This window comes from Arthrobacter sp. SPG23 (genome assembly GCF_000876655.1).
Taxonomy (GTDB): domain Bacteria; phylum Actinomycetota; class Actinomycetes; order Actinomycetales; family Micrococcaceae; genus Arthrobacter.
The window spans coordinates 66,699-91,109 of the sequence record NZ_JYCN01000022.1; the positions used below are offsets into that span (position 1 = coordinate 66,699).

The window sequence follows — 24,411 nt, forward strand, 5'->3', positions numbered from 1 at the left end:
GCTAATGTTCGCTAGATTCTCTCTTATGACTACTCAAGTGCCCGGCGATGCGCTCGTCTCCCTGAAAGCCGTGAACAAGCACTACGGCCAGCTGCACGTACTGAAGGACATCAACCTCAACGTCCGCAAGGGCGAAGTTGTTGTGGTCATCGGACCTTCCGGTTCCGGCAAATCCACTCTTTGCCGGGCCATCAACCGTCTGGAGACGATCGATGACGGCAAGATCGCCATCGACGGCAAGGAACTTCCGGAGGAAGGCAAGGAACTTGCCAAGCTGCGCGCCGACGTCGGCATGGTCTTCCAGTCATTCAATCTCTTCGCCCACAAGACCATCCTCGAAAATGTCACCTTGGGGCCCATCAAGGTAAAGGGTGTACCCAAGGCGCAGGCCGACAAGGACGCCATGGCGCTCCTGGAACGCGTCGGCGTCGGACACCAGGCACCCAAGCTGCCGGCCCAGCTCTCCGGCGGCCAGCAGCAGCGTGTGGCCATTGCCCGCGCCCTGGCCATGAAGCCGAAGGTCATGCTCTTCGACGAACCCACCTCTGCCCTTGATCCGGAGATGATCAACGAAGTCCTTGACGTCATGATCCAGCTGGCCAAGGAAGGGATGACCATGATCGTGGTCACCCACGAAATGGGCTTCGCCCGTAAGGCCGCCGACCGCGTGGTGTTCATGGCGGACGGCCAGATCGTCGAGGACGCGACTCCTGAAGAGTTCTTCACGAACCCGAAGAGCACCCGCGCCAAGGATTTCCTCTCCAAGCTCCTCACTCACTGATCACCCGAGTCCGCATCAACTCAGTTCGCACCCAGGCCACCACAGTGGCCGCCTATGAAAGGTAATGTCATGAAGGCATTTTTGACCCGACGAAAGTCCTTTGTGGTTGCAGCATCAGCAGCCCTCGCTCTGACACTGAGCGCCTGCGGCGGCGGCGGCGGAACCACCAGCAACCCCTCAGTCGCGGAGAAGCCAACCTTTGCGGCAGGCAGCACCATGGAGAAGCTCTCCAAGGCCGGTTCCATCAAGATCGGCACAAAGTTTGACCAGCCCCTCTTCGGCCAGGTTGGCCTGGACGGCAAGCCCATCGGTTTTGACGTTGAGATGGGGAAACTGATTGCTGCCAAGCTGGGCATCCCTGCCGACAAAATCGAATGGTCTGAGACCGTCTCGGCCAACCGCGAACCCTTCATCGAGCAGGGCAAGGTGGATCTGGTCATCGCCACCTACACCATCAACGACAAGCGCAAGCAGGTCGTCAGCTTCGCCGGACCGTACTACGAGGCCGGACAGGCCCTGATGGTCAACAAGGACAACGACACCATCAAGAAGCCCGAAGACGTCAAGGGCAAGAAGGTCTGCTCCGTGACCGGGTCCACCCCCGCTGGCACCATCGTTGAAAAGTACGGAGCCGAACTCGTTCCGGCAGCTACCTACTCGGCCTGCCTGGAACCGCTGCGCAACAAGCAGGTGGAAGCCATCACCACGGACAACGTGATCCTGGCCGGCTTCGTGGACAAGGAACCCGAAGCTTTCAAGCTCGCCTCGGATGAAACCTTCACCAAGGAGCCTTACGGCATCGGCCTGAAGAAGGACGACACCGTTTTCCGCAACTGGATCAACGACCAGCTGGAAGAGTTCAGCAAGGACGGGTCGTACAAGAAGGCCTGGGAAGCAACCGCTGGCTCCGTCATCAAGACGGCCCCGGAACTCCCCGCCATCAACCGCTACTAAGCAGCTCGGGGCGGTTGCCGGAGTCCGCTCACCGCGGTTCCGGCAACCGCCCACCCATCTTCGCTCCCGTCCGCGACACACAGCCGAAGGATGTTATGGACGTCATCATCGAAAACCTGCCACTTTACTGGGAGGGCTTTCTCCGAACCCTGTTCCTGTCTGCCGTATCCGGAGTCATCGCCCTGGTGCTGGGAACGGTGCTGGCCGCAGCCCGGGTCTCCCCCGTTGCTGCCCTCCGCGGCTTCAGCATGACCTATGTGGAGATCCTGCGGAACACCCCCCTGACGATTGCCTTCTTCTTTGCGGCGATCGTCCTCCCCAGGCTCGGGGTGAAATTCGAGCAGTTTGAAGTGGCCGCGATCATCGCCCTCAGCGCTTACACAGCAGCCTTCATCGCCGAAGCAGTGCGCTCGGGTGTCAACAGCGTTCCCGTCGGGCAGGCCGAGGCAGCACGCAGCATTGGCATGAAATTCGGCCAGGTGCTCTCCCTCATCATTCTTCCGCAGGCTTTGCGGACGGTGATCCCGCCGTTGATCAACATCCTGATTGCGCTCGTGAAGAACTCCTCCGTTGCCGGCGCGTTCTTCGTGCTGGAATTGTTCGGTTACGGCCGCCAGCTCGCCAATGCCAACGGTGATGCGGTGCTGGCCGTCCTCCTCGGTGTGGCCTTCTTCTACCTGCTGATCACTGTTCCGCTGGGCATCCTGGCGAGCACCGTCGAACGAAAGGTGGCGATCGCCCGATGAGCTCAGTCCTGTACGACGTCCCGGGGCCAAAAGCCCGAAGGGTCTCACTGATCGGCTCCGTTGTCGGTTCCCTCCTCATTCTTGGACTGCTGGCCTGGATCATCAGCACGCTTGCTCAGCAAGGCATTTTCGAGGGACGGCGCTGGGCCATCTTCACGCGCGCGGATGTCTGGACGCTGCTGGGCAACGGTATCGGCGCAACCCTCAGCGCTGCCGCTGTTGCCGCCGTCATCGCGTTCCCCTTGGGACTGCTGCTCTGCCTGATGCGTATTTCCGACCTCGCCGCCATCCGGGTTCCCACCCGGATCGTGCTGGAATTCCTTCGCGGCATGCCTGTCGTCCTGATGATGTTCTTCGTTCTGCTGGTCTTTGGCACCAACCAGTTCATCGCGGTGGTGGCAGGCCTTGTCCTGTACAACGCGGCCGTCTTCGCGGAGATCATCCGCGCCGGTATCCAGTCCCTCCCCAAGGGCCAGCGCGAAGCAGGTCTGACCATTGGTCTGACAAGCTTCCAGTCACGCATGATCATCGAACTGCCACAGGCGGTCCGAAGGATGATGCCCTCACTCGTGGCCCAGCTCGTGGTGCTGCTGAAGGACACGTCCCTGGGCTACATCGTTGCCTACGGTGAGCTGCTCCGTGCGGTACAGGTCATGGCGGACTTCCTGGGAACCCAGTTCCTGTTCCCGGTCTTCTTCGTGGCCGCCGCGATCTACATTGCCATCAACATCTGCGTTTCCCGCATCGCAGTCTGGATCGAACGCCGCGGCTCCAAGAAGGCCGCCGGCGGAGTCGCCAAGGCTGAGCCTGAGCCGATCGAGGCAGAAGTGGCATAGCAATCACGACGTGAAATACCAGGAAGGCCCGGATCGAGAGATCCGGGCCTTCCTGCATGTGAAGGGTCGTCGTCCTGCCTAGTTGGCCAGCCACATCCGCAGCGCCCGCAGGCATTCGCGGATCGCGTCGGCGTCGACGTGTTCGTTGTCCTTGTGCGCCAGCAGGGGATCGCCCGGGCCGAAGTTCACGGCGGGGATCCCCAGCTCACTGAAACGCGCGACGTCGGTCCAGCCGTATTTGGGTTTCGGCTCCGCGCCAACCGCGGCCACAAAAGACGCGGCAGCGGGATGGTTCAGTCCCGGCCGGGCGCCGGCGGCGCTGTCCGTCTTAACGACGTCGAACCCGTCGAGGAGCTCCCGTACGTGGGCTTCGGCCTGCTCCGGGGTCTTGTCCGGAGCAAAGCGGTAGTTGATTTCCACCACGCACCGGTCAGGAATGACGTTCCCGGCGGTGCCTCCGTTGATCTTCACCGCATTGAGGCTTTCGCGGTAGTCCAGGCCGTCCACATTAATGGTGGCCGGTTCATACGCGGCCAGCCTCGCGAGGACGGGCGCTGCGGCATGGATGGCGTTGCTGCCCATCCAGGCCCGGGCGGAGTGCGCTGCCTCCCCGACGGTGGTTGCCTCGAAACGCATGGTGCCGTTGCATCCGCCTTCCACTGTGCCGTGCGTCGGCTCCAGCAGGATCGCAAAGTCGCCGTTCAGCAGGTCGCCGTGGTTGCGGACCAGCCGCCCGAGCCCGCTCTTGACCGCCTCCACTTCTTCGTGGTCGTAGAACACGAAGGTGACGTCCTTGCCCGGCTCCGCGCCGCCGTCGAACATTGTTGCCGCCAGCGCCAGCTGCACCGCGACTCCGCCTTTCATGTCCGTGGTGCCGCGGCCGTACAGCAGTCCTTCCCCCGGGGCTCCGGACGGCCAGAACGAGGGGACGGTGCCGAGGGCCCCTTCGGTGGTCGGCAGGGGCACGGTATCCAGGTGCCCGGCAAGGATAACCCGCTCAGCGCGGCCCAGGTCGGTACGGGCAATGATGGAATCGCCGTCGCGGACGACGTCGAGCTGCGGAATCTTCAGCAGGGCATGTTCGACGGCGTCGGCCAGTTCCTTCTCGTTGGCCGAGACACTGTTGATGTCGATGAGTGCAGCGGTGAGGAGGGCAACGTCCTGGCGGAGATCCAGGCGGACAGAGGCGGTTTGAGCAGTCACGATGACAGTCTAGTTCGAGACCTGCTCCCGCCTCTCGATAGACTGGGGCCATGACTGAAACCGCTGCTGCTTCCGCCGTGCCCGCTGACAATTCCGCGTCCGCCGACGCCCGCTCCGCCTATGGCTACGGCGTGGCCACCATTTCCACCCGTAACGGCGAGGCTACGGTGCTGGACGTCTGGTTCCCCGCGCCGTCCCTTGGAACCGCAGCGGAGAGCCTCCGGAACGTGGAGGGTGCGGATCCCGTGCTGGCCGAGATCGCTGCAGCCGGTGCCGATGCGGACCGCGGCACCGAACAGCGCGTTGTTTTCGTCCAGGTGCACCTTGACGAAGCCCCTGCCGACACCGCGGATGCGTACCTCCGCCTGCACCTGCTCTCGCACCGTCTGGTCCGGCCCAACACCATTAACCTTGACGGCATCTTCGGCAAGCTCCCCAACGTCGTGTGGACGAATTTCGGTCCGGCTGCCGTTGACGGCTTCGAAGTGACCAGGGCCAAGCTGCGCAAGCGCGGCGCCGTGACCGTCTACGGCGTGGACAAGTTCCCGCGCATGGTGGACTACGTGGTTCCCGCAGGCGTCCGGATTGCCGACGCCGACCGCGTCCGGCTGGGAGCGTACCTTGCCGAGGGCACCACCGTGATGCACGAAGGGTTCGTCAACTTCAACGCCGGCACGCTGGGCACCTCCATGGTTGAAGGACGCATCTCAGCCGGCGTTGTCACCGGCGACGGCACGGATGTTGGCGGCGGCGCCTCGATCATGGGCACGCTGTCCGGCGGCGGCAAGGAGAAGATCTCCCTCGGCGAACGTGTGCTCCTGGGCGCCAACTCCGGTGTGGGAATCAGCATCGGCGACGACTCGGTGGTGGAGGCCGGCCTGTACGTCACAGCCGGAACCCGCGTCCGCGTGATCGGTCCGAAGGACGCCGACGGCGAGGACACCACCCGTGTGGTCAAGGCCGTTGAGCTCTCCGGTGTGCCCAACCTGCTGTTCCGCCGCAATTCGGCGAGCGGCGCCGTTGAGGTGCTCCCCCGCAAGGGCCAGACCGTGGAACTCAACGAGGCACTCCACGCCAACTGATTCCGCCCGCCCGCAGAAGTCGACCGGCCCGTCCAGGGCCTGAGGGAGTAGCCTCGTGTCACGGAGACGTGGCCTGCGCCGCCTGCTTGTACTGGGGCTGGCCCTGGCCCTGATTGCCGGCGGCGTCTACACGGCCGTGGCCTTTATCCAGCGCTCGGAAACGCTCATCGCCGAAAAGTGCACCGCCGCCGTCGGGTCCCGGAAAGCCGAACTGGCCACCGACCAGGCAGCCAATGCCGCACTGATCACCGCCGTCGCCGTTCGCCGGGGGCTGCCGCCCAGGGCGGCGAGCATCGCGTTGGCCACTGCCATGCAGGAATCCAAGCTGCGCAACATCGAGCACGGGGACACGGCCGGGCCGGATTCGCGCGGACTGTTCCAGCAGCGCCCCTCGCAAGGCTGGGGCACCGCGGAACAGGTCATGGACCCGTACTATTCGACCGGGGCCTTCTACGACGCACTGGTGAAGATTCCGGGATATGAGTCGCTGGAAGTCACGGCCGCCGCGCAGCAGGTCCAGCGCTCGGCCTACCCCGCAGCCTATGCCGAGCATGAGGACATGGGCCGGGCCTTTGCCTCCGCCCTGACCGGCCAGTCGCCCGCGGCATTGGACTGCACCCTCAAATCGCCCGAGCGCGCCGGGGATGTCCAGGCCGTCCTCGCTGAACTGAACGCGGCTTTCGGGAATGTCCAGGCGTCGGCGGACGGCAGCACGATCGCGCTCGAGGCGGACGGCAGCGAGGCCTGGGCCGTGGCGCAGTGGGCTGTGGCCAACGCGAAGTCGTTGTCCGTGACGGAGGTCGGGGTGGAAGGACGCAGCTGGGACCGGGCGTCCCGGAACGGCTGGCAGCCCTCCGCGGCCCAGGCCGGCCAGGTCACGGTCACGGTCGCCGCCGGGACTCCCTGACGGTCAGACGAGCAGTTCCACCACGGGCTGGACGTAGCTCCGGAACACCTCGGGCTGGGATAGCAGTTCCCTGCTCATGATGATTTTGTCCGGCTCCAGGTACCAGGCCCGTGGTTCAGTCAGCGGAAGTTCGATGATGGTCAAGTCGAAGTCCCGCGACCCGCGGCCCACTTCCAGCAGGCGGTCCTCCACCATGTCGCCCAGGAGTTGCGGTGCGCCGCTGGCCTCCCGTTCGGCTTCCAGCGCCGCGTATTCGGCGCGACGCTCCCGCGCCCACGTCAGGGCTGAACCGAAATGTGCCTGCAGCACGCGCTGGAGGGCCGGGGAGTTGCCAAAGGCCTCGAAGTCGGGCGGCGTCACGTCGGGAGTCATTTGGGGATGCGCCTTGAGCAGCTGCTCCCACCAGGCCTCCCATTCAGTCTTCAGCGCGCTGATCCCGCCTACTTCGGACGTGAGGTTGGTGTGGTCCACGGAACGGATTTTGGGTGCCAAATGGCAAAGTGCCGGGCGCCCGGCGGAGTTGAGGCCTGCGGCGTCGCGAACATAGAGCGCAATGAGCATGGGACCCGAGGTGTCCATGGTGATTCGCCAGCCAGGACCGCCTGTTTGGTGCATCCGAATGGCCTCCCTTGGCATGTTTACTGTCCCAGTGTATTCCCGATGACTACTGACGTTAATGGCTGGCTGAAGACTAGCCCAGACTCTGCAGATGCGAGGACAGGACGTCCCTGCACATGTCGGCAGTCATCCATTCCGGCTGCAGCAGGGCGTGCATCGTCAATCCGTCGAGGGTGGCCAGGAGCCGCTCCGCTTCGGTGACCAGGGCCTGGTGCCCGTCGCCGTCCCCCGGATCCCCGGCCGGCCGGAGTTCCATGATCAGCCACCCCACCAGGGCGGCCACTGCACGGTGGCTGCGGTCAGCTTCAGCAGCCAGGAACGGCCTGATCCGGGCGGCGTTCTTGAATGCCATCCAGACGCATGCGTCCACCGCCCGCTCCTCGTCCAGCGGGAGGAACTGGCCCAGCAGGGTTAAGACGCCTTCCCGGTGCCCGGGTGTCCCGGGTTCCTGCTGGCTGAGGTGTCCCCTGGCCTGGTCCAACCTGGCGGTGATCCTGTCCACCACAACCCCAAAGGAATGGGCCAATAACTCGTCGCTGCTGGCGAAGTAATGGCGGACGGAACCAACTGCCAGTCCGGCTTCGTCGGCCACCTCACGCAGCGAGGCCCGTTCCAGTCCGTCCGCCGCGATGATCCTGAAAACTGCTTCGACAACTTCCTGGCGCCGGACTGCGGCATCAACAATTTTGGGCACCCCTATTATTTAGCACAGTTGTGCCGCCAAGGTGTGGGCAACACGGGCGGAAGCCCTGCGACTTGGGATAGCGTTGAGTCCATGAGAATTCTGGTTACAGGCGGCACCGGCTACATCGGGTCCCACACTGTTCTGTCCCTGCAGGAAGCCGGCCATGAGGTAGTGGTCATCGACAACCTGGTCAATTCAAGCGAGGAGTCGCTGCGCCGCGTAGCCGAGCTCAGCGGCAAGGAAACTGTATTCCACAACGTCGACCTCGTGGACGAGCCGGCCGTCGACGCCGTCTTCGCGCAGGACCGGATCGATGCAGTGATCCACTTCGCCGGGCTCAAGGCCGTGGGCGAATCCGTCCGGGAGCCGCTGAAGTACTACTACAACAACCTCGTAGGCACCCTGAACCTCATCCGCGCCATGGACCGGCATGATGTACGCTCCCTGGTGTTCAGCTCCTCCGCCACTGTGTACGGCGAGCACAATCCCATCCCCTACGTGGAAAAGATGGAGATCGGCGCCAACAATCCCTACGGCCGGACCAAGGAACAGATCGAGGACATCCTCTCCGACCTCGGTGCCGCGGACAACCGCTGGCACATTGCACTCCTGCGGTACTTCAACCCCGTGGGAGCGCACCCCTCCGGCCGGATCGGAGAAGACCCGCAGGGCATTCCCAACAACCTGGTTCCGTTCATCGCCCAGGTCGCCGTGGGCCGCCGCGAGAAGCTGATGGTCTTCGGTGGCGACTACGACACTCCTGACGGCACCTGCCTGCGTGACTACATCCACGTCGTGGACCTTGCCGAGGGCCACGTCGCGGCCCTCAACCATGTGGCTGACCGCGCCGGAGTCTTCCGCTGGAACCTCGGCTCCGGCAAGGGATCTTCTGTGCTGGAAGTGCTGCGTTCCTTCGAAAAGGCCGTGGGCCACAAGCTCCCCTACGAGATCACCGGCCGCCGGGCGGGAGACCTCCCGGCGTTCTGGGCTGACGCCACATCGGCACTGGCGGACCTGAGCTGGTCCACCACGAAGACCGTGGACCAGATGTGCGAGGACCACTGGCGCTGGCAAAAGAACAACCCGCTGGGCTATAACTCCTGATCTCGACACGCTCGATCCACGGACTCGGTCACGGGTGAGATAACAAACGACGCCGGCCGCGCACCTGGGGTGCGCGGCCGGCGTCGTTCTTCTTTATGCCACCTGGCTAGCTGGCCGGGTAGTTGCGCTCCGGCTCTCCTGTGTAGAGCTGGCGCGGACGGCCGATCTTGGTGCTGGGATCGTTGATCATTTCGCGCCACTGGGCAATCCAGCCCGGGAGGCGCCCGATCGCGAACAGCACCGTGAACATCTTCTCCGGGAAGCCCATGGCCTTGTAGATCAGGCCGGTGTAGAAGTCCACGTTCGGGTAGAGCTTGCGCTGGATGAAGTAGTCGTCGCCCAGGGCCTTCTCTTCGAGGCGCATGGCGATGTCCAGCAGTTCGTCGTTGCCGCCGAGCTTGCCGAGCACTTCGTGTGCCGTGTCCTTGACGATCCTGGCCCGCGGGTCGTAGTTCTTGTAGACGCGGTGCCCGAAGCCCATGAGGCGGACGCCGTCTTCCTTGTTCTTGACCTTCTCCATGTAGTCCTCGGGCTTGATGCCCTCGGTCTGGATCTGGCGCAGCATCTTGAGCACTGCCTCGTTGGCGCCGCCGTGGGCAGGGCCGAAGAGCGCGTTGATGCCTGCGGATACGGAGGCGAAGAGGTTGGCGTTTGACGAGCCCACCAGGCGCACAGTCGACGTGGAGCAGTTCTGCTCGTGGTCCGCGTGCAGGATCAGGAGCAGGTCCAGGGCCTTGACCATGACCGGGTCCAGCTCGTACTGCTCGGCCGGGAGGCCGAAGCTGAGGCGCAGGAAGTTCTCCACGAGGTTCATGGAGTTGTCCGGGTAGAGCATGGGCTGGCCGATGCTCTTCTTCAGCGCGTACGCCGCGATGACCGGCATCTTGGCCAGGAGCCGGTACGTGGAGACTTCCACGTGCTCGGCGTTGAACGGGTCCAGGGAGTCCTGGTAGAAGGTGGAGAGTGCCGACACCGCCGAGGACAGCACGGGCATCGGGTGCGCGTCGCGCGGGAAGCCGCCGAAGAAGCCCTTCAGCTCTTCATGCAGCAGGGTGTGGCGGCGGATGCGCTGGTCGAAGGCGTCCAGTTCGGTGGGCGTCGGCAGGTTGCCGTAGATCAGCAGGTAGGAAACTTCCAGGAAGCTGGAGTGCTGGGCCAGCTGCTCGATCGGGTAACCGCGGTACCGCAGGATCCCGGCATCGCCGTCGATGTAGGTGATGGCCGAAGTGGTGGCCGCGGTGTTCATGAAACCGGGGTCAAAGGCAACGGCGCCTGTCTGCTTCAGCAGTTTGGAAACGTCGTAGCCTTCGTTTCCTTCTACAACCTTGATGCGCGGGAGTTCGAGTTCGCCGCCCGCGTGGCGCAGGGTTGCGCTGGTGGTCTCAGTCATGGAGTCTCCTCATGAGGCGCCAGGGCCTCTCTGTAGAAAGCTTGATCCAACCTCCGGTGGAGCCGCCCGAGGAGCCTGCAAGGCAGGGATTCCAACGGCCGGGCTGCCTTCTTGTAGAAAGCCACCATTGATAGTCAGTTAAAAAGTACCGCTCCAAGGCAGGCTCGCACTAATCCGATAGTGCCGAAATGCCCCGAAAACGCCCCCGTTGTGTTGCGTGTCACACCATTGTTACGGACCCGTAGCCGCTACGCCCCGGCGGTCAGCCTCGCCGCCGCAGCGTCGATCCGCTCGTCCGCGGCCGTCAGTGCCACCCGGATGAAGCCGTTGCCGGCATCGCCGTAGAAGACGCCGGGACCCACTACGATGCCGAGCTCGGCCAGCCTGCCTACGGTGTCCCAGGTTGCCTCCCCGGCAGTGCACCACAGGTAGAGCCCGGCCTGGGACTCGTGGATTGTCAGTCCGAACGCTTTGAGTGCCGGAACGATCCGTTCCCGCCGCCCGCGGTAAAGGTCCTTTTGCGCCTGAACGTGGGCGTCGTCCGCCAGTGCCACCCGCATGGCTTCCTGCACCGGGTAGGGAACGATCATGCCGGCGTGCTTGCGGCTGTTGACCAGGTTGGCCATGATCACCGGATCACCGGCCACGAAGGCAGCACGGTACCCCGCCAGGTTGGACTGCTTGCTCAGCGAATACACTGCGAGCAGGCCGTCGTGGGATGCCCCGGCGACGCGGGGATCCAGGATGCTGGGCACCGGGCTGCCGCCGCGCTGGACGTCCCACTCTCCCCAGCCGAGCTCCGCGTAGCATTCATCGGAAGCAACCACGGCGCCCACTTCGCGGGCCTGGTCCACGATCCGCTTCAAGGACGCCGCGTCACGGACGCTTCCGGTGGGGTTGGCAGGCGAGTTGACCCAGACGAGCCGGACGCGCTGCCGTGTCTCCGGATCCAGTTCATCGAGGTCGTCAGCGGCGATCTGTTCAGCGCCGGCGAAGGTCGCCCCGATGTCGTAGGTGGGGTAGGCAACCGTGGGGCGGACGACGACGTCGCCGGACTTCAGGCCCAGGAGGAACGGCAGCCATGCCACGAGTTCCTTGGACCCGACGGTGGGCATCACGTCCCGGGGATCAAGGCCGGGAACTCCGCGGCGGCGTGCAAACCAGTCGGCAATGGCTGCCCGTAGCGCTGGCGTGCCGTGCACTGTGGGGTACCCGGGGGCGTCAGCGGCCCGCTGGAGCGCCTCCTGGATCAGGGCGGGCGTGTGGTCCACCGGGGTGCCGATGGAAAGGTTGACAGCCCCTCCGGGATGCTCCGCGGCCCTGGCGAGATACGGTGCCATGGCCTCCCACGGGTAGTCGGGCAGGCTGAGGCCGAAGCTGCGTACCGCTGATGTCACGCCAGGCGCCTCAGTGATCCTGGTTCTGGGGCGGCAGGGCGGCGATCATGGGGTGGTCGGTGTGGGTGTTGCCCACCTTCGCGGCACCGCCGGGCGATCCCAGTTCGTCGAAGAATTCAACGTTGGCCTTGTAGTAGTCGGCCCATTCGTCGGGGGTGTCATCCTCGTAGTAGATGGCTTCGACGGGGCAGACCGGTTCGCACGCGCCGCAGTCGACGCATTCATCCGGGTGGATGTAGAGGGACCGCTCACCCTCGTAGATGCAGTCGACGGGGCATTCCTCGATACATGCCTTGTCCTTGACATCTACACACGGCTGCGCGATTACGTACGTCACGTCCCTTGCCTCTCCACGTTGGTTCCGGCGTTTGGCCGGATATCATTCCCGGCCTGAGCGCCGGACTGCTGACTTCTGAGCCTATTATCTACCAGCCTGTTCCCGCGAACCTAGCGCGTCATACAAACCCCCGGCGTCATACTGGCGCAGCGTCCTAGTATGAAGTGGTGAATTCGCAGACCCCAGCTCCCCGCCAGTTCCTCGAAGGCGCCCCCCTGGGCACGAGGGTGGTGGTGCGTTACAGGATATCGGAGGGCCTGACGGATGCGCTGGGCGACCTGGTGGGGATCAGCCAGACGGAATGCACCGTCCGGACCCGGCGGACCGACGTCGTCATTCCCCTGGCCATGGTGGTGGCAGCGAAGCCGGTGCCACCGGCGCCGGCGCGGCGTGCCCCGCGGAGCGCGCCCTAGAGAACCACAATGCCTGGCCACACTGCTTCTACGAATCGGCCCGGTGCGCCGTCAGGCCGGCAGCTGCGGCTTCCGGTAGCGCCGGCACCACAGGAGCATCAGCACGGTTGTCCCGGCGATGCCGTAGATCCAGGTGTTCCCCGGAAGGTCTGCGGCGATGAGCCGTTTGCCGGGCTCCAGCATCGCCAACCAGCCCGCCAGGACATAGGCCAGCAGGCCGAGTACCGCCGTCGGGATAACCGACCGAAAGGCCGCTCCGAGGAGCAGCTGGACGGACCCCAGGAGGACCAGCGCTGCCACAGCACCCCAGGGAAGCACGACGCCGGCCAGCATCCACTGCTGGCGGTGCAGGGCCGTGCCGGCCATGGCAACAAAAAGGGCTGCCGGTACGGCGGCGGCGATGCCGCCTGCCATACCGGCAGCCCTAGTGCTCACGACAGTGATGACCCGAACGTGCCGGGATCAGACCTTGGCGCGGGCGCGGTTGGCCTTGGCACGCTCGTTGGTGTCAAGGATGACCTTGCGGATACGGATGGACTCCGGGGTCACCTCAACGCATTCGTCCTCGCGGGCGAATTCGAGGGACTCTTCGAGGGTCAGGTCGCGCGGCGGCGTCAGGTTCTCGAAGGTGTCGGAGGAGGCTGCACGCATGTTGGTGAGCTTCTTTTCCTTAGTGATGTTGACGTCCATGTCGTCCGCGCGGGAGTTCTCGCCGACGATCATGCCCTCGTAGACCTCGGAAGTGGGCTTCACGAAGAAGGAGCCGCGTTCCTGCAGGTTGATCATGGCGAACGGCGTCACAACACCGGCGCGGTCGGCGATCATCGAACCGTTGGTGCGGTACTCGATCGGACCGGCCCAGGGCTCGTAGCCCTCGGAGATGGAGGCCGCGATGCCGGCACCGCGGGTGTCCGTGAGGAACTTGGTGCGGAAGCCGATCAGGCCACGGGCCGGAACGATGAATTCCATGCGGCACCAACCGGTACCGTGGTTGGCCATGTTGGTCATGCGGCCCTTGCGGGCTGCCATGAGCTGGGTGACGGCGCCAAGGTACTCTTCCGGCACGTCGATGGTCATGTGCTCCATCGGCTCGTGGATCTTGCCGTCGATGGTCTTGGTAACAACCTGCGGCTTGCCAACGGTCAGTTCGAAGCCTTCGCGGCGCATCTGCTCGACCAGGATGGCCAGCGCCAGCTCGCCACGGCCCTGTACTTCCCAGGCGTCGGGACGCTCGGTGGGGAGAACCTTGATGGAGACGTTACCGATCAGTTCCTTGTCCAGGCGGTCCTTCACCTGGCGTGCCGTAACCTTGGCGCCCTTGACCTTGCCGGCCAGCGGCGAAGTGTTGATACCGATGGTCATGGAGATCGCGGGATCGTCCACCGTGATCAGCGGCAGCGGCTGCGGGTTCTCGGCGTCGGTCAGGGTCTCACCGATGGTGATGTCCTCGATGCCGGCGACGGCCACGATCTCGCCCGGGCCGGCGGACTCGGCCGGAACACGGTCGAGGGCCTTGGTGGCCAGCAGTTCGGTGATCTTGACGTTCTTCAGCTCGCCATTGGCGCGTGCCCAGGCAACGGTCTGGCCCTTGCGCAGGGTGCCGTTGTAGATGCGGAGCAGAGCCAGGCGGCCCAGGAACGGGGAGGCGTCAAGGTTGGTGACGTGTGCCTGCAGGACGCCGTTCGGGTTGTACGTCGGTGCCGGGATGTGCTCGATGATGGTCTTGAACAGCGGCTCAAGGTCCTCGTTCTCCGGAGCCGTGCCGTCGGCCGGCTGCTCGAGGGAAGCGCGGCCAACCTTGGCGGCTGCGTAGACAACCGGGACTTCGAGGATCTTGTCCAGGTCCAGGTCCGGAACTTCGTCGGCAAGGTCGGAGGCAAGGCCCAGGAGCAGGTCCATGGACTCGTGGACAACTTCTTCGATCCGCGCATCGGGGCGGTCGGTCTTGTTGACGAGCAGGATCACCGGCAGGTGGGCGGCCAGGGCCTTGCGCAACACAAAGCGGGTCTGGGGCAGGGGGCCCTCAGAGGCATCGACGAGGAGGACGACGCCGTCGACCATGGACAGACCGCGCTCCACCTCGCCGCCGAAATCGGCGTGGCCTGGGGTGTCGATCACGTTGATCGTGATGGTCTCGCCCTTGGAGGACGGTCCGTTGTAGGCCACCGTGGTGTTCTTGGCCAGGATGGTGATGCCCTTTTCGCGTTCCAGGTCACCGGAGTCCATGACGCGGTCTTCGAGGTGGTTGTGCTCGGCAAAGGAGTTGGTCTGCTTGAGCATGGCGTCGACCAAGGTGGTCTTGCCGTGGTCAACGTGGGCCACGATCGCGACGTTGCGCAGGTCACTGCGCGATGCAGTGGCTACCGCGGTGTTGGTGGTGGTTTCAGACATGCGTTATTGCTCGATTCAGTGGTGAAGTCAGCTGTGGTATCGCGACATTTCCAACCGGAACGCACGACGGACGAGACCCTTTGGCACAGGGCGCCTTCTACAAGTCTAAGCGCTAGGTCATTTATTGGCCTAAAAACCCGAATTCGGCGTCCGTCGGCCGCCGTTACAGGATCGTCACCGCCATGGGACGAATAGTGCCCAAAGTTACTGGATATTCGCTCTGCTATGCCCCATCATTACGGAGGTAACAACAAGCACAGCCGGAGACCATAGATGCGCAACGCCTCAGTTCCACCCCGCTTCGTCGCACCTATGATCGCCCTCGGCGTTCTGATGGCCGGCTGCGGGCAGGTACCACAGACCCCGGCCGCCGCGCCTGAACCAGCCGGCTCCTCCGCCAGTGCCACGGCCCAGCCGCCTGCAGGGGCCGTTCCTTCGAAATCTGCAGCTGCACCGAAGAAGGCATCCGCGCCGCCGGTCGCTGCCTCGCCGGGCGCCCCGGTTGCCGCCGGCTCCGCAGTGAAGCCGCAGCTCGTTCCGGAGCTCGACCCTGCCGCCATGGCCCCCGGATCCGTTTATAAGAACCCTGCCAACGGCCGCAACGAAGTGATCGTGGCCAACATGCGGCGGACCGCCGTCCTGATCGGGGATTCCCAGTCCGAACCGGAAGCCGGCTGGCCGCGGCAGGGCCTGGCCGCCATGGGCTACAACGTTTTCTTCTGCGGCCGCGGCGGTACAGGGTATGTCGCTTCGAACGGCAAGACCGGCAACTACATCGACGCCCTGCAGCGCGGTGACTGGCAACTCCCCTACGGCTCCCCCGCGCTGGTTGTCATTGAGGGCGGTGGAAATGATGCCGCACGCGGAGCCACGGATGCCCAGATCGTGGCTAATGCCGAACGCCTGATTGCGTCGCTCAAGCAGCGCTACCCGGGGTCCAAGTTCGCGATGATCGGCACCCTGGCCCGCGGGATCAACTACGGCGGGGGACGCCGGTCACAGGTGGATGCACTGCTCAGCACGGTCGCGGCCAAGCACACCATTCCTTTCATCAGCGTCGGAGACTGGCTGACCAAATACAACCTGGCCAAGGAACTGGCCGACGGTGTACATATGAACAGCGTCGGCCATAAGGCGCTGGGCACGATCCTGGCTGGAAGACTGAAGGAACTGGGTCTTGAGGCGCCGGTCCTGCCCGCCACCTCGGCCTTGCCGGTAAGTTGATCCGGGCATCCGGCCTGGGGCTGAAGCTTTCAGCCTAAGATCCGGCAAAGAAGGAGCCGGTGCCCACCCACAACGGGCGGATACCGGCTCCTTCTTTATGCGCCCTGAGGCGACCCCTGCTCAGGCTACCTCGGGCGGCAGCATCAGCCGGGCGCCCGGAATGGCGTTGAGCAGCGCCTTCGTGTAGTCCCGCTGCGGCGCGTCGAAGACTTCATCCGTTGAACCGGTTTCGACCAGCTTGCCCTTTTCCATCACGCACACGTGGTCGGCGATCTGCCGGACCACCGCGAGGTCATGGGTAATGAAGAGGTAGGTCAGGCCCAGCCTGGACTGGAGTTCAGCGAGCAGGTTCAGCACCTGCGCCTGGACCAGCACGTCGAGGGCGGAGACCGCCTCGTCGCAGATGATCACCTCGGGGTCGAGCGCCAGCGCACGGGCAATGGCAACACGCTGCCGCTGACCGCCGGACAGTTCGTTCGGGTAACGCTGCATGGTGGACTGCGGCAGCGCCACCTGGTCCAGCAGTTCCCGGACCTTCTTCTCGCGGCTGGCCTTGTCGCCGATCTTGTGGGTGCGCAGCGGTTCCTCGATGGTCCGGAAGATGTTGTACATCGGGTCGAGGGAACCGTACGGATCCTGGAAGATCGGCTGCACGCGGCGGCGGAACGCGAAGATCTCCTTGTTGTTCAGCGTGGACGTGTCCACGCCGTCGAACACGATCTTGCCTGACGTCGGCTGCAGGAGGTTCAGCACCATCTGCGCCACAGTGGACTTGCCGGAACCCGACTCCCCCACGATCGCCGTCGTGGTGCCGCGTTTGACGCTGAAGGAGACGTCGTCCACAGCGGTGAAGTCGGTCGACTTACCGAAGCCGGAACGCAGCTTGAAAACCTTCTTCAGGTTCTGGATCTGCAGCACGTCTTCGGTCATGGTCGGCTCGACAACGACCGCCCCGCGCGGAGTCGTGCCGGGAGCAAGCAGTTCGTCCGATTCAACGCCAAGCTCCTTGGCCACCTGGATGCGCCGTGAGGCCAGCGACGGGGCCGAGGCAACAAGGCGCTGCGTGTACGGGTGCTGCGGGTTCTGCAGCAGCTCCAGCGAGGGTCCTGCTTCCACGACCTGGCCGCGGTACATCACCACCACTTTGTCCGCGCGCTCGGCGGCGAGGCCGAGGTCGTGCGTAATCAGCAGTACGGCCGTGCCCAGTTCCGCCGTCATTGTTTCAAGGTGATCGAGGATCTGGCGCTGCACGGTCACGTCGAGCGCGGAAGTGGGCTCGTCGGCGATGAGGAGCCGCGGCTGGCAGGAGAGGCCGATGGCGATCAGCGCGCGCTGGCGCATGCCGCCGGAGAACTCGTGCGGGTACTGCTTCGCGCGGCGCTCGGCATCGGGAAGGCCTGCCTGAGCCAGGACTTTGGCAACGTCCGCCGGGCCGCTGGGACGGCCGTTGGCCCGCAGCGTTTCCTTGACCTGGTAGCCGATCTTCCAGACCGGGTTGAGGTTGGACATCGGGTCCTGCGGGACCATGCCGATGGTGTTGCCGCGCAACTCGATCATGCGCTTTTCCGGGGCATGGGATATGTCCTCGCCGTCAAGGAGGATCTGCCCGCCGGAGACCCGGCCGTTGGCCGGCAGCAGGCCGATGGCGGCCAACGCCGTCGTCGACTTACCCGAGCCCGACTCCCCCACAATTGCGACGGTTTCGCCCGGCATGATGGTCAGGTGGGCGTTCCGGACGGCCTGGACCTCACCGGAACCGGTCTTGAAGGAAATGGCCAGGTCACGGATCTCCAGCAGCGGCTTGTCCGCCAGGTCCGCCTCACTGATTCGGACGTCTGCAGTTGTCATGATTGCCTCGTTCATCGTTGGCGGCTCTTCGGATCCAGGGCGTCGCGCAGGGCATCGCCGAGCATAATGAAGCTCAGGACAGTGACCGAGAGCGCCATTGCCGGGTAAAGCAGGATCGCCGGGTTGGTGCGGACAGAGGATTTGGCTGCGGCGATGTCGTTGCCCCAGGACATGATGCTGCCTGGCAGACCGATACCGATGAACGACAGCGTGGCTTCCGCGACGATGAAGACGCCGAGCTCCATGGTGGCGAGGACGATGATCGGAGCGAGGGCGTTCGGCAGCACGTGCCTGATGAGTGAGCCGATGCGCGAGACGCCCAGCGAACGCGCAGCAGTCACGAAGTCGGCGTTGCGCACTTCGATCACCGCTCCGCGCGTGATCCGGGCCATCTGCGGCCAGCCCAGCACCACCAGGACCATGACCACGGTCCAGACACCCCGGTTTTCCCGCATGAAGGGCAGCTGCGAGACCACCAGCGCGCCCAGGATAAGGGGCAGGGCGAAGAATATGTCGCCGAGACGGGCAATTACCGAGTCGATCCAGCCGCCGTAGAATCCCGCGAGGGCGCCGAGGGTGACCCCGATGATGAGGACGAAGATCACGGAGAAGACGCCCACCATCAGCGATGCCTGGGTGCCGTGGATGATGCGGGAATACACGTCGCAGCCCTGGAAGGTGAAGCCGAGCGGGTGCCCGGCTGCCGGGGCGCCGTCGGAATTCGCCAGCTGGCAGTTGTCGTTCGGTGCCACCTGGGTGAACAGGCCCGGAAAGAGCGCCACGATGATGATCAGTGCGATCATCACGGCGGAAATGATGAACAGCGGACGACGGCGGAGCTTGCGCCAGGCATCGGCCCAGAGGCTCAGCGGTGCCTGGTCTGTTTTGAGCGAGTCTGTTGCGAGCAGAGGGGTCTCCTCCACGGGGGCAACGAAGTGCTCGATTACGCGGTTAGTTTTCATAACGGATCCTTGGATCAAGCCAGGCGTACAGCAAATCGACCAACAGGTTGGCAATGACGAAGACAAGCACCAGGACGCTGACGATCGCGACCACGGTGGGGCCCTCGCTGCGGATGACAGCCTGGAACAGCTTCTGGCCGACGCCCGGGACGTTGAAGATGCTCTCCGTGACGATGGCGCCGCCCATCAGGCCGCCGAGGCTGGCGCCCAGGTAGGTGATGACCGGAATCATCGAGTTACGCAGGATGTGGGTGACCACAACGCGGGGCCGTGACAGGCCTTTCGCGGTGGCGGTGCGCACGTAGTCCGCGTTCATGTTCTCGATCACCGATGCACGGGTGAGCCGCAGGACGTAGGCGAAGGAAACCAGTCCCAGCACAGTGGCCGGCAGGATCAGGTTGCCCCAGTCCGCGTTCGCTCCCACCGTTGGTTTCGCCCAGCCAAGCTGCACACCGATCAGCAGCTGCAGGACGAAGCCGAGTACGAAGGTGGGGATGGCGATGACCACCAGCGACGCGACGAGCACCGTCGCGTCGAAGATCTTCCCCTTGCGGAGTCCGGCAATGAGGCCGAAGGTCACGCCGAAAACAGTCTGGATAATGAGGGCTTCGACGGCAAGCATGACCGTCACCGGGAAGATCCGGCCAAGGGATGCCGCGATCGGCTGGCCGGTGAAATCGACTCCCAGGTTGAAGGTGAACAGGTTCTTGAGGAAGAGCCCGTACTGCACCCAGAACGGCTGGTCGAGGTTGTACTGCTGGCGGAGCTGCGCGATGACGGCTTCGCTGGGGGGCCGGTCGCCGAACAGCGCCCGGATGGGGTCGCCCGGAAGGGCAAAGACCATGAAGTAGACGAGCAGCGTGGTTCCGATGAACACCGGAATGATCTGCAGCAGGCGCCGGAGGATGTACTGGATCACAGCAACGCCTCCCGGGCGTTTATGGAGCTAAGGGGGATCATGTAGGACAGCTTTCGTGCCGGTTCCAAGGCTATGGGGGCCCGGCTTTGTGGCCGAACCCCCATGAGCTTTTTGACGTGGATTTGTGCCGAGGACTACTTGGCGGTGATGGCCCAGTACTGCAGAACACCGTTCCAGCCAGCGTCAACGTTGCTGACGTTCTGGCTCCAGACAGCCTGGCGTGCGGAGTACCACAGCGGCAGGTTGGGGAGTTCCTCGAAGAGGATCTCCTGCGCCTGGGTGAACTTCTTGTTGGCGTCGTCCGTGGACTTGGCGCCGAGGCCTTCGGTGAGGAGCTTGTCGAACTCAGGGTTCGTGTAGCCCTCGTAGTTGGCGCTGGCACCGGTCTTCAGGAGCGGGCCGAGGAAGTTGTACAGCGACGGGTAGTCGGCCTGCCAGCCGGCCCGGGTCAGGCCGGGAAGGTCCTTGGCCGTGCGCAGCTTCAGGATTTCAGCAAACTTGGCGAACGGCTGGCCTTCGGCCTTGATCCCCAGGTTGTTCTTGAAGTTGTTGGCAACGGCGTCGATCCATTCCTTGTTGCCGCCGTCAGTGTTGTAGGCGAGCTGCAGGGTCTTGTCAGCCGGCCACGGGCTGATGGCGTCGGCCTTCGTCCACAGGTCCTTCGCCTTGGCGGCGTCGAACTTCAGAACATCGGAACCGGCAACATTTTCGTTGTAGCCGTCAACGGCGGGGGAGGTGAAGTCCTTGGCCGGGATGCGGGTTCCGGAGAAGATGACCTTGGTGATCTCTTCACGGTTGATGGCCATGGACAGCGCCTGGCGGCGGAGCTTGCCCGCCTCGCCCTGGAACTCGGGCAGGTAGCCCGGGATGTTCAGGGTGGAGTTGCCTGCATACGGCTTGTTCAGGTGGTTCTCCGGGAAGTCCGTGGTGTAGGTCTTCAGGGCGTCGGTCGGCAGGACGTCCGTGACATCGAGGTTGTTGCTCTGGATGTCGGTGTAGGCCGGAGCGGGATCGGTGTAGAACTTGAAGGTCACGCCGCCGTTTTTGGCAGCACGTGCACCCTGGTAGTCGGCGTTCTTGACCAGTTCGATCTGGCTGTCGTGCTGCCAGGCACCTTCCTTGGCCATTTTGTACGGGCCGTTGCCAACCGGGTTTTCGCCGAACTTCTTCGGGTTCTTGATCGCCTCGGCGGGCAGCGGCATAAAGGCGGAGTAGCCAAGGCGGAGGGGCCAGTCGGCTTCAGGCTGGGTCAGCTTGACCGTGATGGTTGAATCGTCCTTCAGTGCCAGGCCTGAGAGAGTTTCCGCGGTGGGGGCCGGAACGTCGGTGTCCTTGCCGTCCGCGCCCTTCTCCGTCTTGGTGGCGCTCACTGCGTCGTAGCCTTCGATGGATTCGAAGAAGCTGCTGTTGCTCTGGGCGTTGGTGCTCAGGGCGGCGAAGTTCCAGGCGTCAACAAAGCTCTTGGCGGTCACGTCCTCGCCGTTGGTGAACTTGCTGCCGGACTTGACCTTGATGGTGTAGTTCTGGCCGTCCGGGGACTCGATGGACTCTGCCAGTGCGTTGACCGACTTGCCGCTGGGGTCGTAGCTCCGCAGGCCCTCGAACAGGAGCTCGACGACGCGGCCGCCGTAGACCTCGCCCGTATCGGCGGGCATCAGGGGCTTCTGCGGTTCGTTGCTGTACGCGGTGATGACCTTGTTGGGGTCGCCTGCAGCCTGGCTGGCACCGTCTGTGGAGCCGCCTCCGGCGCCGCATCCGGTCAGGGCAAGGGCCGCGATGGCAACCATGCCCAGTGCTTTGGAAGTGCGCGAAAAACGCATTCCGCCTCCTATGAGTTGTGGGAGTTGAGTAGGGAAAGGCTTGTGCTTCCCCGCAGGCCGGGCACAGAGGTGTCCTGTGACGTGGCATACATAAGTGAGTAGCCTAACCTCACAATGTCCAAATATTGGAACTCTGTTGCCAAACTGTAACTCGGTCACAATTTGACCACTAGCGTCAACACTGGAGCATTTCAAGTCATATGTTACTCACTGGTATGCTACCTCCAATGTGACGGAGGCTACTCCACTCCACTCGCCAGCAACTGCGCCCGCAGCTCCCGCCGCTCACGCTGTTTTTCGGGGTCCGGCAAGGGCACCGCGGCAAGGAGTCGCTGGGTGTAGGGCACCTGCGGGTTGCGGAGGATCTGGTCGCGGGTGCCTTGTTCCACGATCCTCCCCCGCTGCATCACGCAGATGCGGTCGGCCAGCACGTCGACCACCGCCAGGTCGTGCGTCACGAAGAGGCACGCGAAGCCGAGGTCCTTTTGGAGGTTCTGGAAAAGTTCAAGCACTTTGGCCTGGACGGACACGTCGAGTGCGGATGTCGGCTCGTCCGCCACCATCAGCTTGGGTTTGAGCGAGAGTGCCCGCGCAATGCCCACACGCTGCTTTTGTCCGCCAGACAACTCATGCGGATACCGGTTGCGGTAGCTGCGGGGCAGTTCAACCTGGTCAAGCAGGGCCTCGATCCGCTTCTGCAGGCCGCTTCCTTTGGCCTCCCCGGCCAGGAACATAGGTTCGCCGATGCTCTCGCCGATCGGAAGGCGCGGGTTCAGCGACGACGACGGGTCCTGGAACACCATGCCGATGTGCCGTCGGACCTGATGCAGCTGCTTGCCGTTTTTCTTGGCGGCGGAAATGTCCTGGCCCACCACCCGCATGGTGCCGGCGGCGACTGGAAGCAGCCCCACGGCGGCCCGTCCGATGGTGGTCTTGCCGGAACCTGATTCGCCCACGAGCCCCACCACCTGGCCCGGGTAGATCATGAGGTTTGCGCCTTCGACGGCCCTAAAGGCGGGCACACGGCCCTGTTTGGGGTACTCGATGGCCACATCGGTAAGTTCAAGTACCGGTTCGCCCTGCGGCCGCTCGGCAGCCGCAGCGGCAGCAAGCGCGGCAGCGTTCTCCCGCTCTCGCCGGACCAGTTCCTCAGGATCCACCGACTCCAGTTCGGCGTGGGTCGCTGCGGCCAGCGCGGCGGTAACGTCCACCTCTTCGCCGGCCTCCGCACCGCCCTGGCCGAGGTGCGGCACTGCCGCCAGAAGTGCCTGGGTGTACTCGTGCCGGGGGTTGCGGAAGACCTGCTCGGCCGTTCCCGTCTCGACTATCAGGCCCTGCCGCATCACGGCGATCCGGTCTGCAAGGTCCGCCACCACGCCCATGTCGTGGGTAATCAGCACAATGGCGCTGTCCAGCTTGTTCCGCAGGTTGCGCATGAGATCCAGGATCTCGGCCTGGACCGTCACGTCCAAGGCTGTGGTGGGCTCATCGGCAATCAGCAGTTTGGGGTCGCAGGACAGCGACTGGGCAATCATGGCCCGTTGACGCTGGCCGCCGGACAACTGGTGCGGATAGGACCTGAAGGCCTTCTCCGGGTCCGGAAGCTCCACCAGTTCAAGCATCCGCAGCGCACGTTCCTTGGCCTGGGCCGGTGAAACTTCATTGTGTAGCCGTACTGTCTCCACGATCTGCGCGCCCACCGTGTACACGGGGTTGAGGGCGGTCATCGGCTCCTGGAAGATCACGGCCACATCCTTGCCGCGCACCTCCCGGATGTTGGCGGCGTTGGCGCCGAGGAGCTCTTTCCCGGAGAGTCGGACGCTGCCGGACACCCGGCTGTTGCTGGGCAGGAGGCCCAGCAAGGCCATGGAACTGGCACTCTTGCCGGAACCTGACTCCCCCACAATCGCCAGGACTTCGCCTGCCCTGACCTCGTAATTCAGGCCGATGGCCGCGGGCACCCACTTCTTGTCCACGCCGAAGTCCACGCTAAGGTCGCGGACCTCGAGGACAACCGCTCCCTTCGCCGGATCATGCGCCGGCGCGGGGTCCTGGTTCGGAGTGATGTTGTCAGTCATGACGGTTCCCTTCCGCCCAGGCCGCGTACGCACCGGAGATTAGTGCTGGGGCCTGGAATCCTGAATTATTAGGGGCATGAGCAGTGTGCCGCACGCCGGAAATGTTGAAGTCTTCAAAGCCCGCACCAACAAGTGGTTCGCGTGGCTCGCCTGGCTGGTTGCAGCGCTCGGCCTCGCCGTCACTGCGGCCGCCGGAGAACCGGCCGCCCTGCTGGGCACGGGCCCGCTGCTGCTGATCGGCTTTCTGGGCTGGCTGCTGTTCTGGATGCCGGCTGTGGTGATCCACGACGGGGGCATAACCCTGGAGAATCCGTTCCGCTCCGTTGACATTCCGTGGGCCGCCCTCGTGAACGTCGATACCCGGTTCGCCCTGACCCTGGTTACGCCGGCACGGAACTACGTCTCGTGGGCGGCCCCCGCGCCAGGCATCTGGGGCGGCCGCAACGCCCGTCCCGAGGATCTCAAGGGCCTTCCTTCCGCGACCTACGGACCGGGAAAGTCCGTGCGCCCGGGGGACCTGAAAACCACCGATTCCGGCCAGGCGGCCCGGCTGGTGCGCGGGCGCTGGGAAGAACTGGTCGAAGCGGGCGCGCTGGATGCAGGCAATGCCGAGACAGCCGCCGTCACCGTGACATTCCGCTGGATGGCAATTGCCGCCACGGTCGCGCTCCTGGCCGCAAGCTGCTGGGGCGTGGCGATTCCGTAGGGAGAATACC

23 protein-coding genes are annotated in these 24,411 nt (G+C 64.3%); 10 read left to right on the top strand and 13 right to left on the bottom strand.

Annotated features, from left to right (window positions below; all coding sequences use genetic code 11):
- Positions 1–25: 25 nt before the first annotated feature.
- From TV39_RS14510 to TV39_RS14525, 4 genes are all read left to right on the top strand, one after another.
- Positions 26–781, top strand: coding sequence for an amino acid ABC transporter ATP-binding protein (locus tag TV39_RS14510; protein WP_043482768.1), 756 nt, complete (start codon positions 26–28; stop codon positions 779–781).
- Between the two features lie 69 nt (positions 782–850).
- On the top strand, positions 851–1,735 hold the full coding sequence (locus TV39_RS14515) for a glutamate ABC transporter substrate-binding protein (protein WP_043482770.1): 885 nt from the start codon (positions 851–853) through the stop codon (positions 1,733–1,735).
- A gap of 95 nt (positions 1,736–1,830) precedes the next feature.
- Positions 1,831–2,481 (top strand): amino acid ABC transporter permease, encoded by a 651-nt coding sequence (locus TV39_RS14520; protein WP_011692642.1) that lies wholly within the window; start codon positions 1,831–1,833, stop codon positions 2,479–2,481.
- On the top strand, positions 2,478–3,317 hold the full coding sequence (locus TV39_RS14525) for an amino acid ABC transporter permease (protein ID WP_043482772.1): 840 nt from the start codon (positions 2,478–2,480) through the stop codon (positions 3,315–3,317). Before TV39_RS14520 ends, TV39_RS14525 begins: the two co-directional genes overlap by 4 nt.
- Before the next feature lie 78 nt (positions 3,318–3,395).
- Here TV39_RS14525 and dapE read toward each other — a convergent pair whose 3' ends face one another.
- Positions 3,396–4,520, bottom strand: coding sequence for a succinyl-diaminopimelate desuccinylase (dapE, locus tag TV39_RS14530; protein ID WP_043482774.1), 1,125 nt, complete (start codon positions 4,518–4,520; stop codon positions 3,396–3,398).
- A gap of 50 nt (positions 4,521–4,570) precedes the next feature.
- Here dapE and dapD point away from each other — a divergent pair, with 50 nt between their 5' ends.
- Entirely contained in the window at positions 4,571–5,602 is a 1,032-nt protein-coding gene (gene dapD, locus TV39_RS14535; protein ID WP_043482775.1) for a 2,3,4,5-tetrahydropyridine-2,6-dicarboxylate N-succinyltransferase, read from the top strand.
- Between the two features lie 55 nt (positions 5,603–5,657).
- Complete coding sequence (locus TV39_RS14540; RefSeq protein WP_043482777.1) at positions 5,658–6,509, top strand: hypothetical protein; 852 nt, start codon at positions 5,658–5,660, stop codon at positions 6,507–6,509.
- Between the two features lie 3 nt (positions 6,510–6,512).
- On the opposite strand, the gene TV39_RS14545 is transcribed toward TV39_RS14540, so the two are convergent.
- On the bottom strand, positions 6,513–7,124 hold the full coding sequence (locus TV39_RS14545; RefSeq protein ID WP_043482779.1) for a hypothetical protein: 612 nt from the start codon (positions 7,122–7,124) through the stop codon (positions 6,513–6,515).
- Positions 7,125–7,200: 76 nt separating this feature from the next.
- Positions 7,201–7,821 (bottom strand): TetR/AcrR family transcriptional regulator, encoded by a 621-nt coding sequence (locus TV39_RS14550; protein WP_043482781.1) that lies wholly within the window; start codon positions 7,819–7,821, stop codon positions 7,201–7,203.
- Positions 7,822–7,902: 81 nt separating this feature from the next.
- Here TV39_RS14550 and galE point away from each other — a divergent pair, with 81 nt between their 5' ends.
- Positions 7,903–8,916 carry a UDP-glucose 4-epimerase GalE gene (gene galE / locus TV39_RS14555; protein WP_043482783.1) on the top strand — a complete coding sequence of 338 codons (1,014 nt, stop codon included), beginning with the start codon at positions 7,903–7,905 and terminating at the stop codon, positions 8,914–8,916.
- Between the two features lie 106 nt (positions 8,917–9,022).
- Here the strand turns inward: galE and TV39_RS14560 are convergent, their stop codons facing one another.
- The 3 genes from TV39_RS14560 to fdxA all read right to left on the bottom strand — a co-directional run bounded on the left by TV39_RS14560 (position 9,023) and on the right by fdxA (position 12,040).
- Positions 9,023–10,306, bottom strand: a complete 1,284-nt coding sequence (locus tag TV39_RS14560) for a citrate synthase (RefSeq protein ID WP_043482784.1) — start codon at positions 10,304–10,306, stop codon at positions 9,023–9,025.
- A gap of 248 nt (positions 10,307–10,554) precedes the next feature.
- Positions 10,555–11,703: a succinyldiaminopimelate transaminase gene (gene dapC, locus TV39_RS14565; protein WP_043482786.1), complete on the bottom strand. Its 1,149-nt coding sequence runs from the start codon at positions 11,701–11,703 to the stop codon at positions 10,555–10,557.
- A 10-nt stretch (positions 11,704–11,713) separates the two neighbouring features.
- Positions 11,714–12,040, bottom strand: a complete 327-nt coding sequence (gene fdxA, locus TV39_RS14570) for a ferredoxin (protein WP_011692652.1) — start codon at positions 12,038–12,040, stop codon at positions 11,714–11,716.
- A 167-nt stretch (positions 12,041–12,207) separates the two neighbouring features.
- Here fdxA and TV39_RS14575 point away from each other — a divergent pair, with 167 nt between their 5' ends.
- Positions 12,208–12,453, top strand: a complete 246-nt coding sequence (locus tag TV39_RS14575; RefSeq protein ID WP_043482788.1) for a putative acetyltransferase — start codon at positions 12,208–12,210, stop codon at positions 12,451–12,453.
- Positions 12,454–12,504: 51 nt separating this feature from the next.
- Here the strand turns inward: TV39_RS14575 and TV39_RS14580 are convergent, their stop codons facing one another.
- Together TV39_RS14580 and typA are read right to left on the bottom strand one after the other, a co-directional pair.
- On the bottom strand, positions 12,505–12,867 hold the full coding sequence (locus tag TV39_RS14580; RefSeq protein WP_043482790.1) for a hypothetical protein: 363 nt from the start codon (positions 12,865–12,867) through the stop codon (positions 12,505–12,507).
- A 48-nt stretch (positions 12,868–12,915) separates the two neighbouring features.
- Positions 12,916–14,844, bottom strand: coding sequence for a translational GTPase TypA (gene typA, locus TV39_RS14585; protein ID WP_043482792.1), 1,929 nt, complete (start codon positions 14,842–14,844; stop codon positions 12,916–12,918).
- A 273-nt stretch (positions 14,845–15,117) separates the two neighbouring features.
- On the opposite strand from typA, the gene TV39_RS14590 reads away from it, so the two are divergent.
- Positions 15,118–16,068, top strand: a complete 951-nt coding sequence (locus tag TV39_RS14590) for an SGNH/GDSL hydrolase family protein (RefSeq protein WP_043482794.1) — start codon at positions 15,118–15,120, stop codon at positions 16,066–16,068.
- A 120-nt stretch (positions 16,069–16,188) separates the two neighbouring features.
- On the opposite strand, the gene TV39_RS14595 is transcribed toward TV39_RS14590, so the two are convergent.
- The 5 genes from TV39_RS14595 to TV39_RS14615 all read right to left on the bottom strand — a co-directional run bounded on the left by TV39_RS14595 (position 16,189) and on the right by TV39_RS14615 (position 23,695).
- Entirely contained in the window at positions 16,189–17,916 is a 1,728-nt protein-coding gene (locus TV39_RS14595; protein WP_043483166.1) for an ABC transporter ATP-binding protein, read from the bottom strand.
- 11 nt (positions 17,917–17,927) lie between these two features.
- Positions 17,928–18,878, bottom strand: coding sequence for an ABC transporter permease (locus tag TV39_RS14600; protein ID WP_043482795.1), 951 nt, complete (start codon positions 18,876–18,878; stop codon positions 17,928–17,930).
- Positions 18,868–19,797, bottom strand: coding sequence for an ABC transporter permease (locus TV39_RS14605; protein ID WP_043482797.1), 930 nt, complete (start codon positions 19,795–19,797; stop codon positions 18,868–18,870). The genes TV39_RS14600 and TV39_RS14605 overlap by 11 nt, the downstream gene beginning before the upstream one ends.
- Positions 19,798–19,931: 134 nt before the next feature.
- Positions 19,932–21,617, bottom strand: coding sequence for a peptide ABC transporter substrate-binding protein (locus TV39_RS14610; RefSeq protein WP_043482799.1), 1,686 nt, complete (start codon positions 21,615–21,617; stop codon positions 19,932–19,934).
- A 239-nt stretch (positions 21,618–21,856) separates the two neighbouring features.
- Positions 21,857–23,695, bottom strand: a complete 1,839-nt coding sequence (locus TV39_RS14615; RefSeq protein WP_043482801.1) for an ABC transporter ATP-binding protein — start codon at positions 23,693–23,695, stop codon at positions 21,857–21,859.
- A gap of 76 nt (positions 23,696–23,771) precedes the next feature.
- Here TV39_RS14615 and TV39_RS14620 point away from each other — a divergent pair, with 76 nt between their 5' ends.
- Entirely contained in the window at positions 23,772–24,401 is a 630-nt protein-coding gene (locus TV39_RS14620) for a PH domain-containing protein (protein ID WP_043482803.1), read from the top strand.
- Positions 24,402–24,411 lie beyond the last annotated feature (10 nt).

Coding starts and splice junctions, on each gene's coding strand:
- TV39_RS14510 (WP_043482768.1), top strand. CDS start 26: ATGACTACTCAAGTGCCCGGCGATGCGCTCGTCTCCCTGAAAGCCGTG.
- TV39_RS14515 (WP_043482770.1), top strand. CDS start 851: ATGAAGGCATTTTTGACCCGACGAAAGTCCTTTGTGGTTGCAGCATCA.
- TV39_RS14520 (WP_011692642.1), top strand. CDS start 1,831: ATGGACGTCATCATCGAAAACCTGCCACTTTACTGGGAGGGCTTTCTC.
- TV39_RS14525 (WP_043482772.1), top strand. CDS start 2,478: ATGAGCTCAGTCCTGTACGACGTCCCGGGGCCAAAAGCCCGAAGGGTC.
- dapD (WP_043482775.1), top strand. CDS start 4,571: ATGACTGAAACCGCTGCTGCTTCCGCCGTGCCCGCTGACAATTCCGCG.
- TV39_RS14545 (WP_043482779.1), bottom strand. CDS start 7,124: ATGCACCAAACAGGCGGTCCTGGCTGGCGAATCACCATGGACACCTCG.
- galE (WP_043482783.1), top strand. CDS start 7,903: ATGAGAATTCTGGTTACAGGCGGCACCGGCTACATCGGGTCCCACACT.
- TV39_RS14560 (WP_043482784.1), bottom strand. CDS start 10,306: ATGACTGAGACCACCAGCGCAACCCTGCGCCACGCGGGCGGCGAACTC.
- TV39_RS14580 (WP_043482790.1), bottom strand. CDS start 12,867: ATGGCAGGCGGCATCGCCGCCGCCGTACCGGCAGCCCTTTTTGTTGCC.
- typA (WP_043482792.1), bottom strand. CDS start 14,844: ATGTCTGAAACCACCACCAACACCGCGGTAGCCACTGCATCGCGCAGT.
- TV39_RS14590 (WP_043482794.1), top strand. CDS start 15,118: ATGCGCAACGCCTCAGTTCCACCCCGCTTCGTCGCACCTATGATCGCC.
- TV39_RS14595 (WP_043483166.1), bottom strand. CDS start 17,916: ATGACAACTGCAGACGTCCGAATCAGTGAGGCGGACCTGGCGGACAAG.
- TV39_RS14600 (WP_043482795.1), bottom strand. CDS start 18,878: ATGAAAACTAACCGCGTAATCGAGCACTTCGTTGCCCCCGTGGAGGAG.
- TV39_RS14610 (WP_043482799.1), bottom strand. CDS start 21,617: ATGCGTTTTTCGCGCACTTCCAAAGCACTGGGCATGGTTGCCATCGCG.
- TV39_RS14615 (WP_043482801.1), bottom strand. CDS start 23,695: ATGACTGACAACATCACTCCGAACCAGGACCCCGCGCCGGCGCATGAT.
- TV39_RS14620 (WP_043482803.1), top strand. CDS start 23,772: ATGAGCAGTGTGCCGCACGCCGGAAATGTTGAAGTCTTCAAAGCCCGC.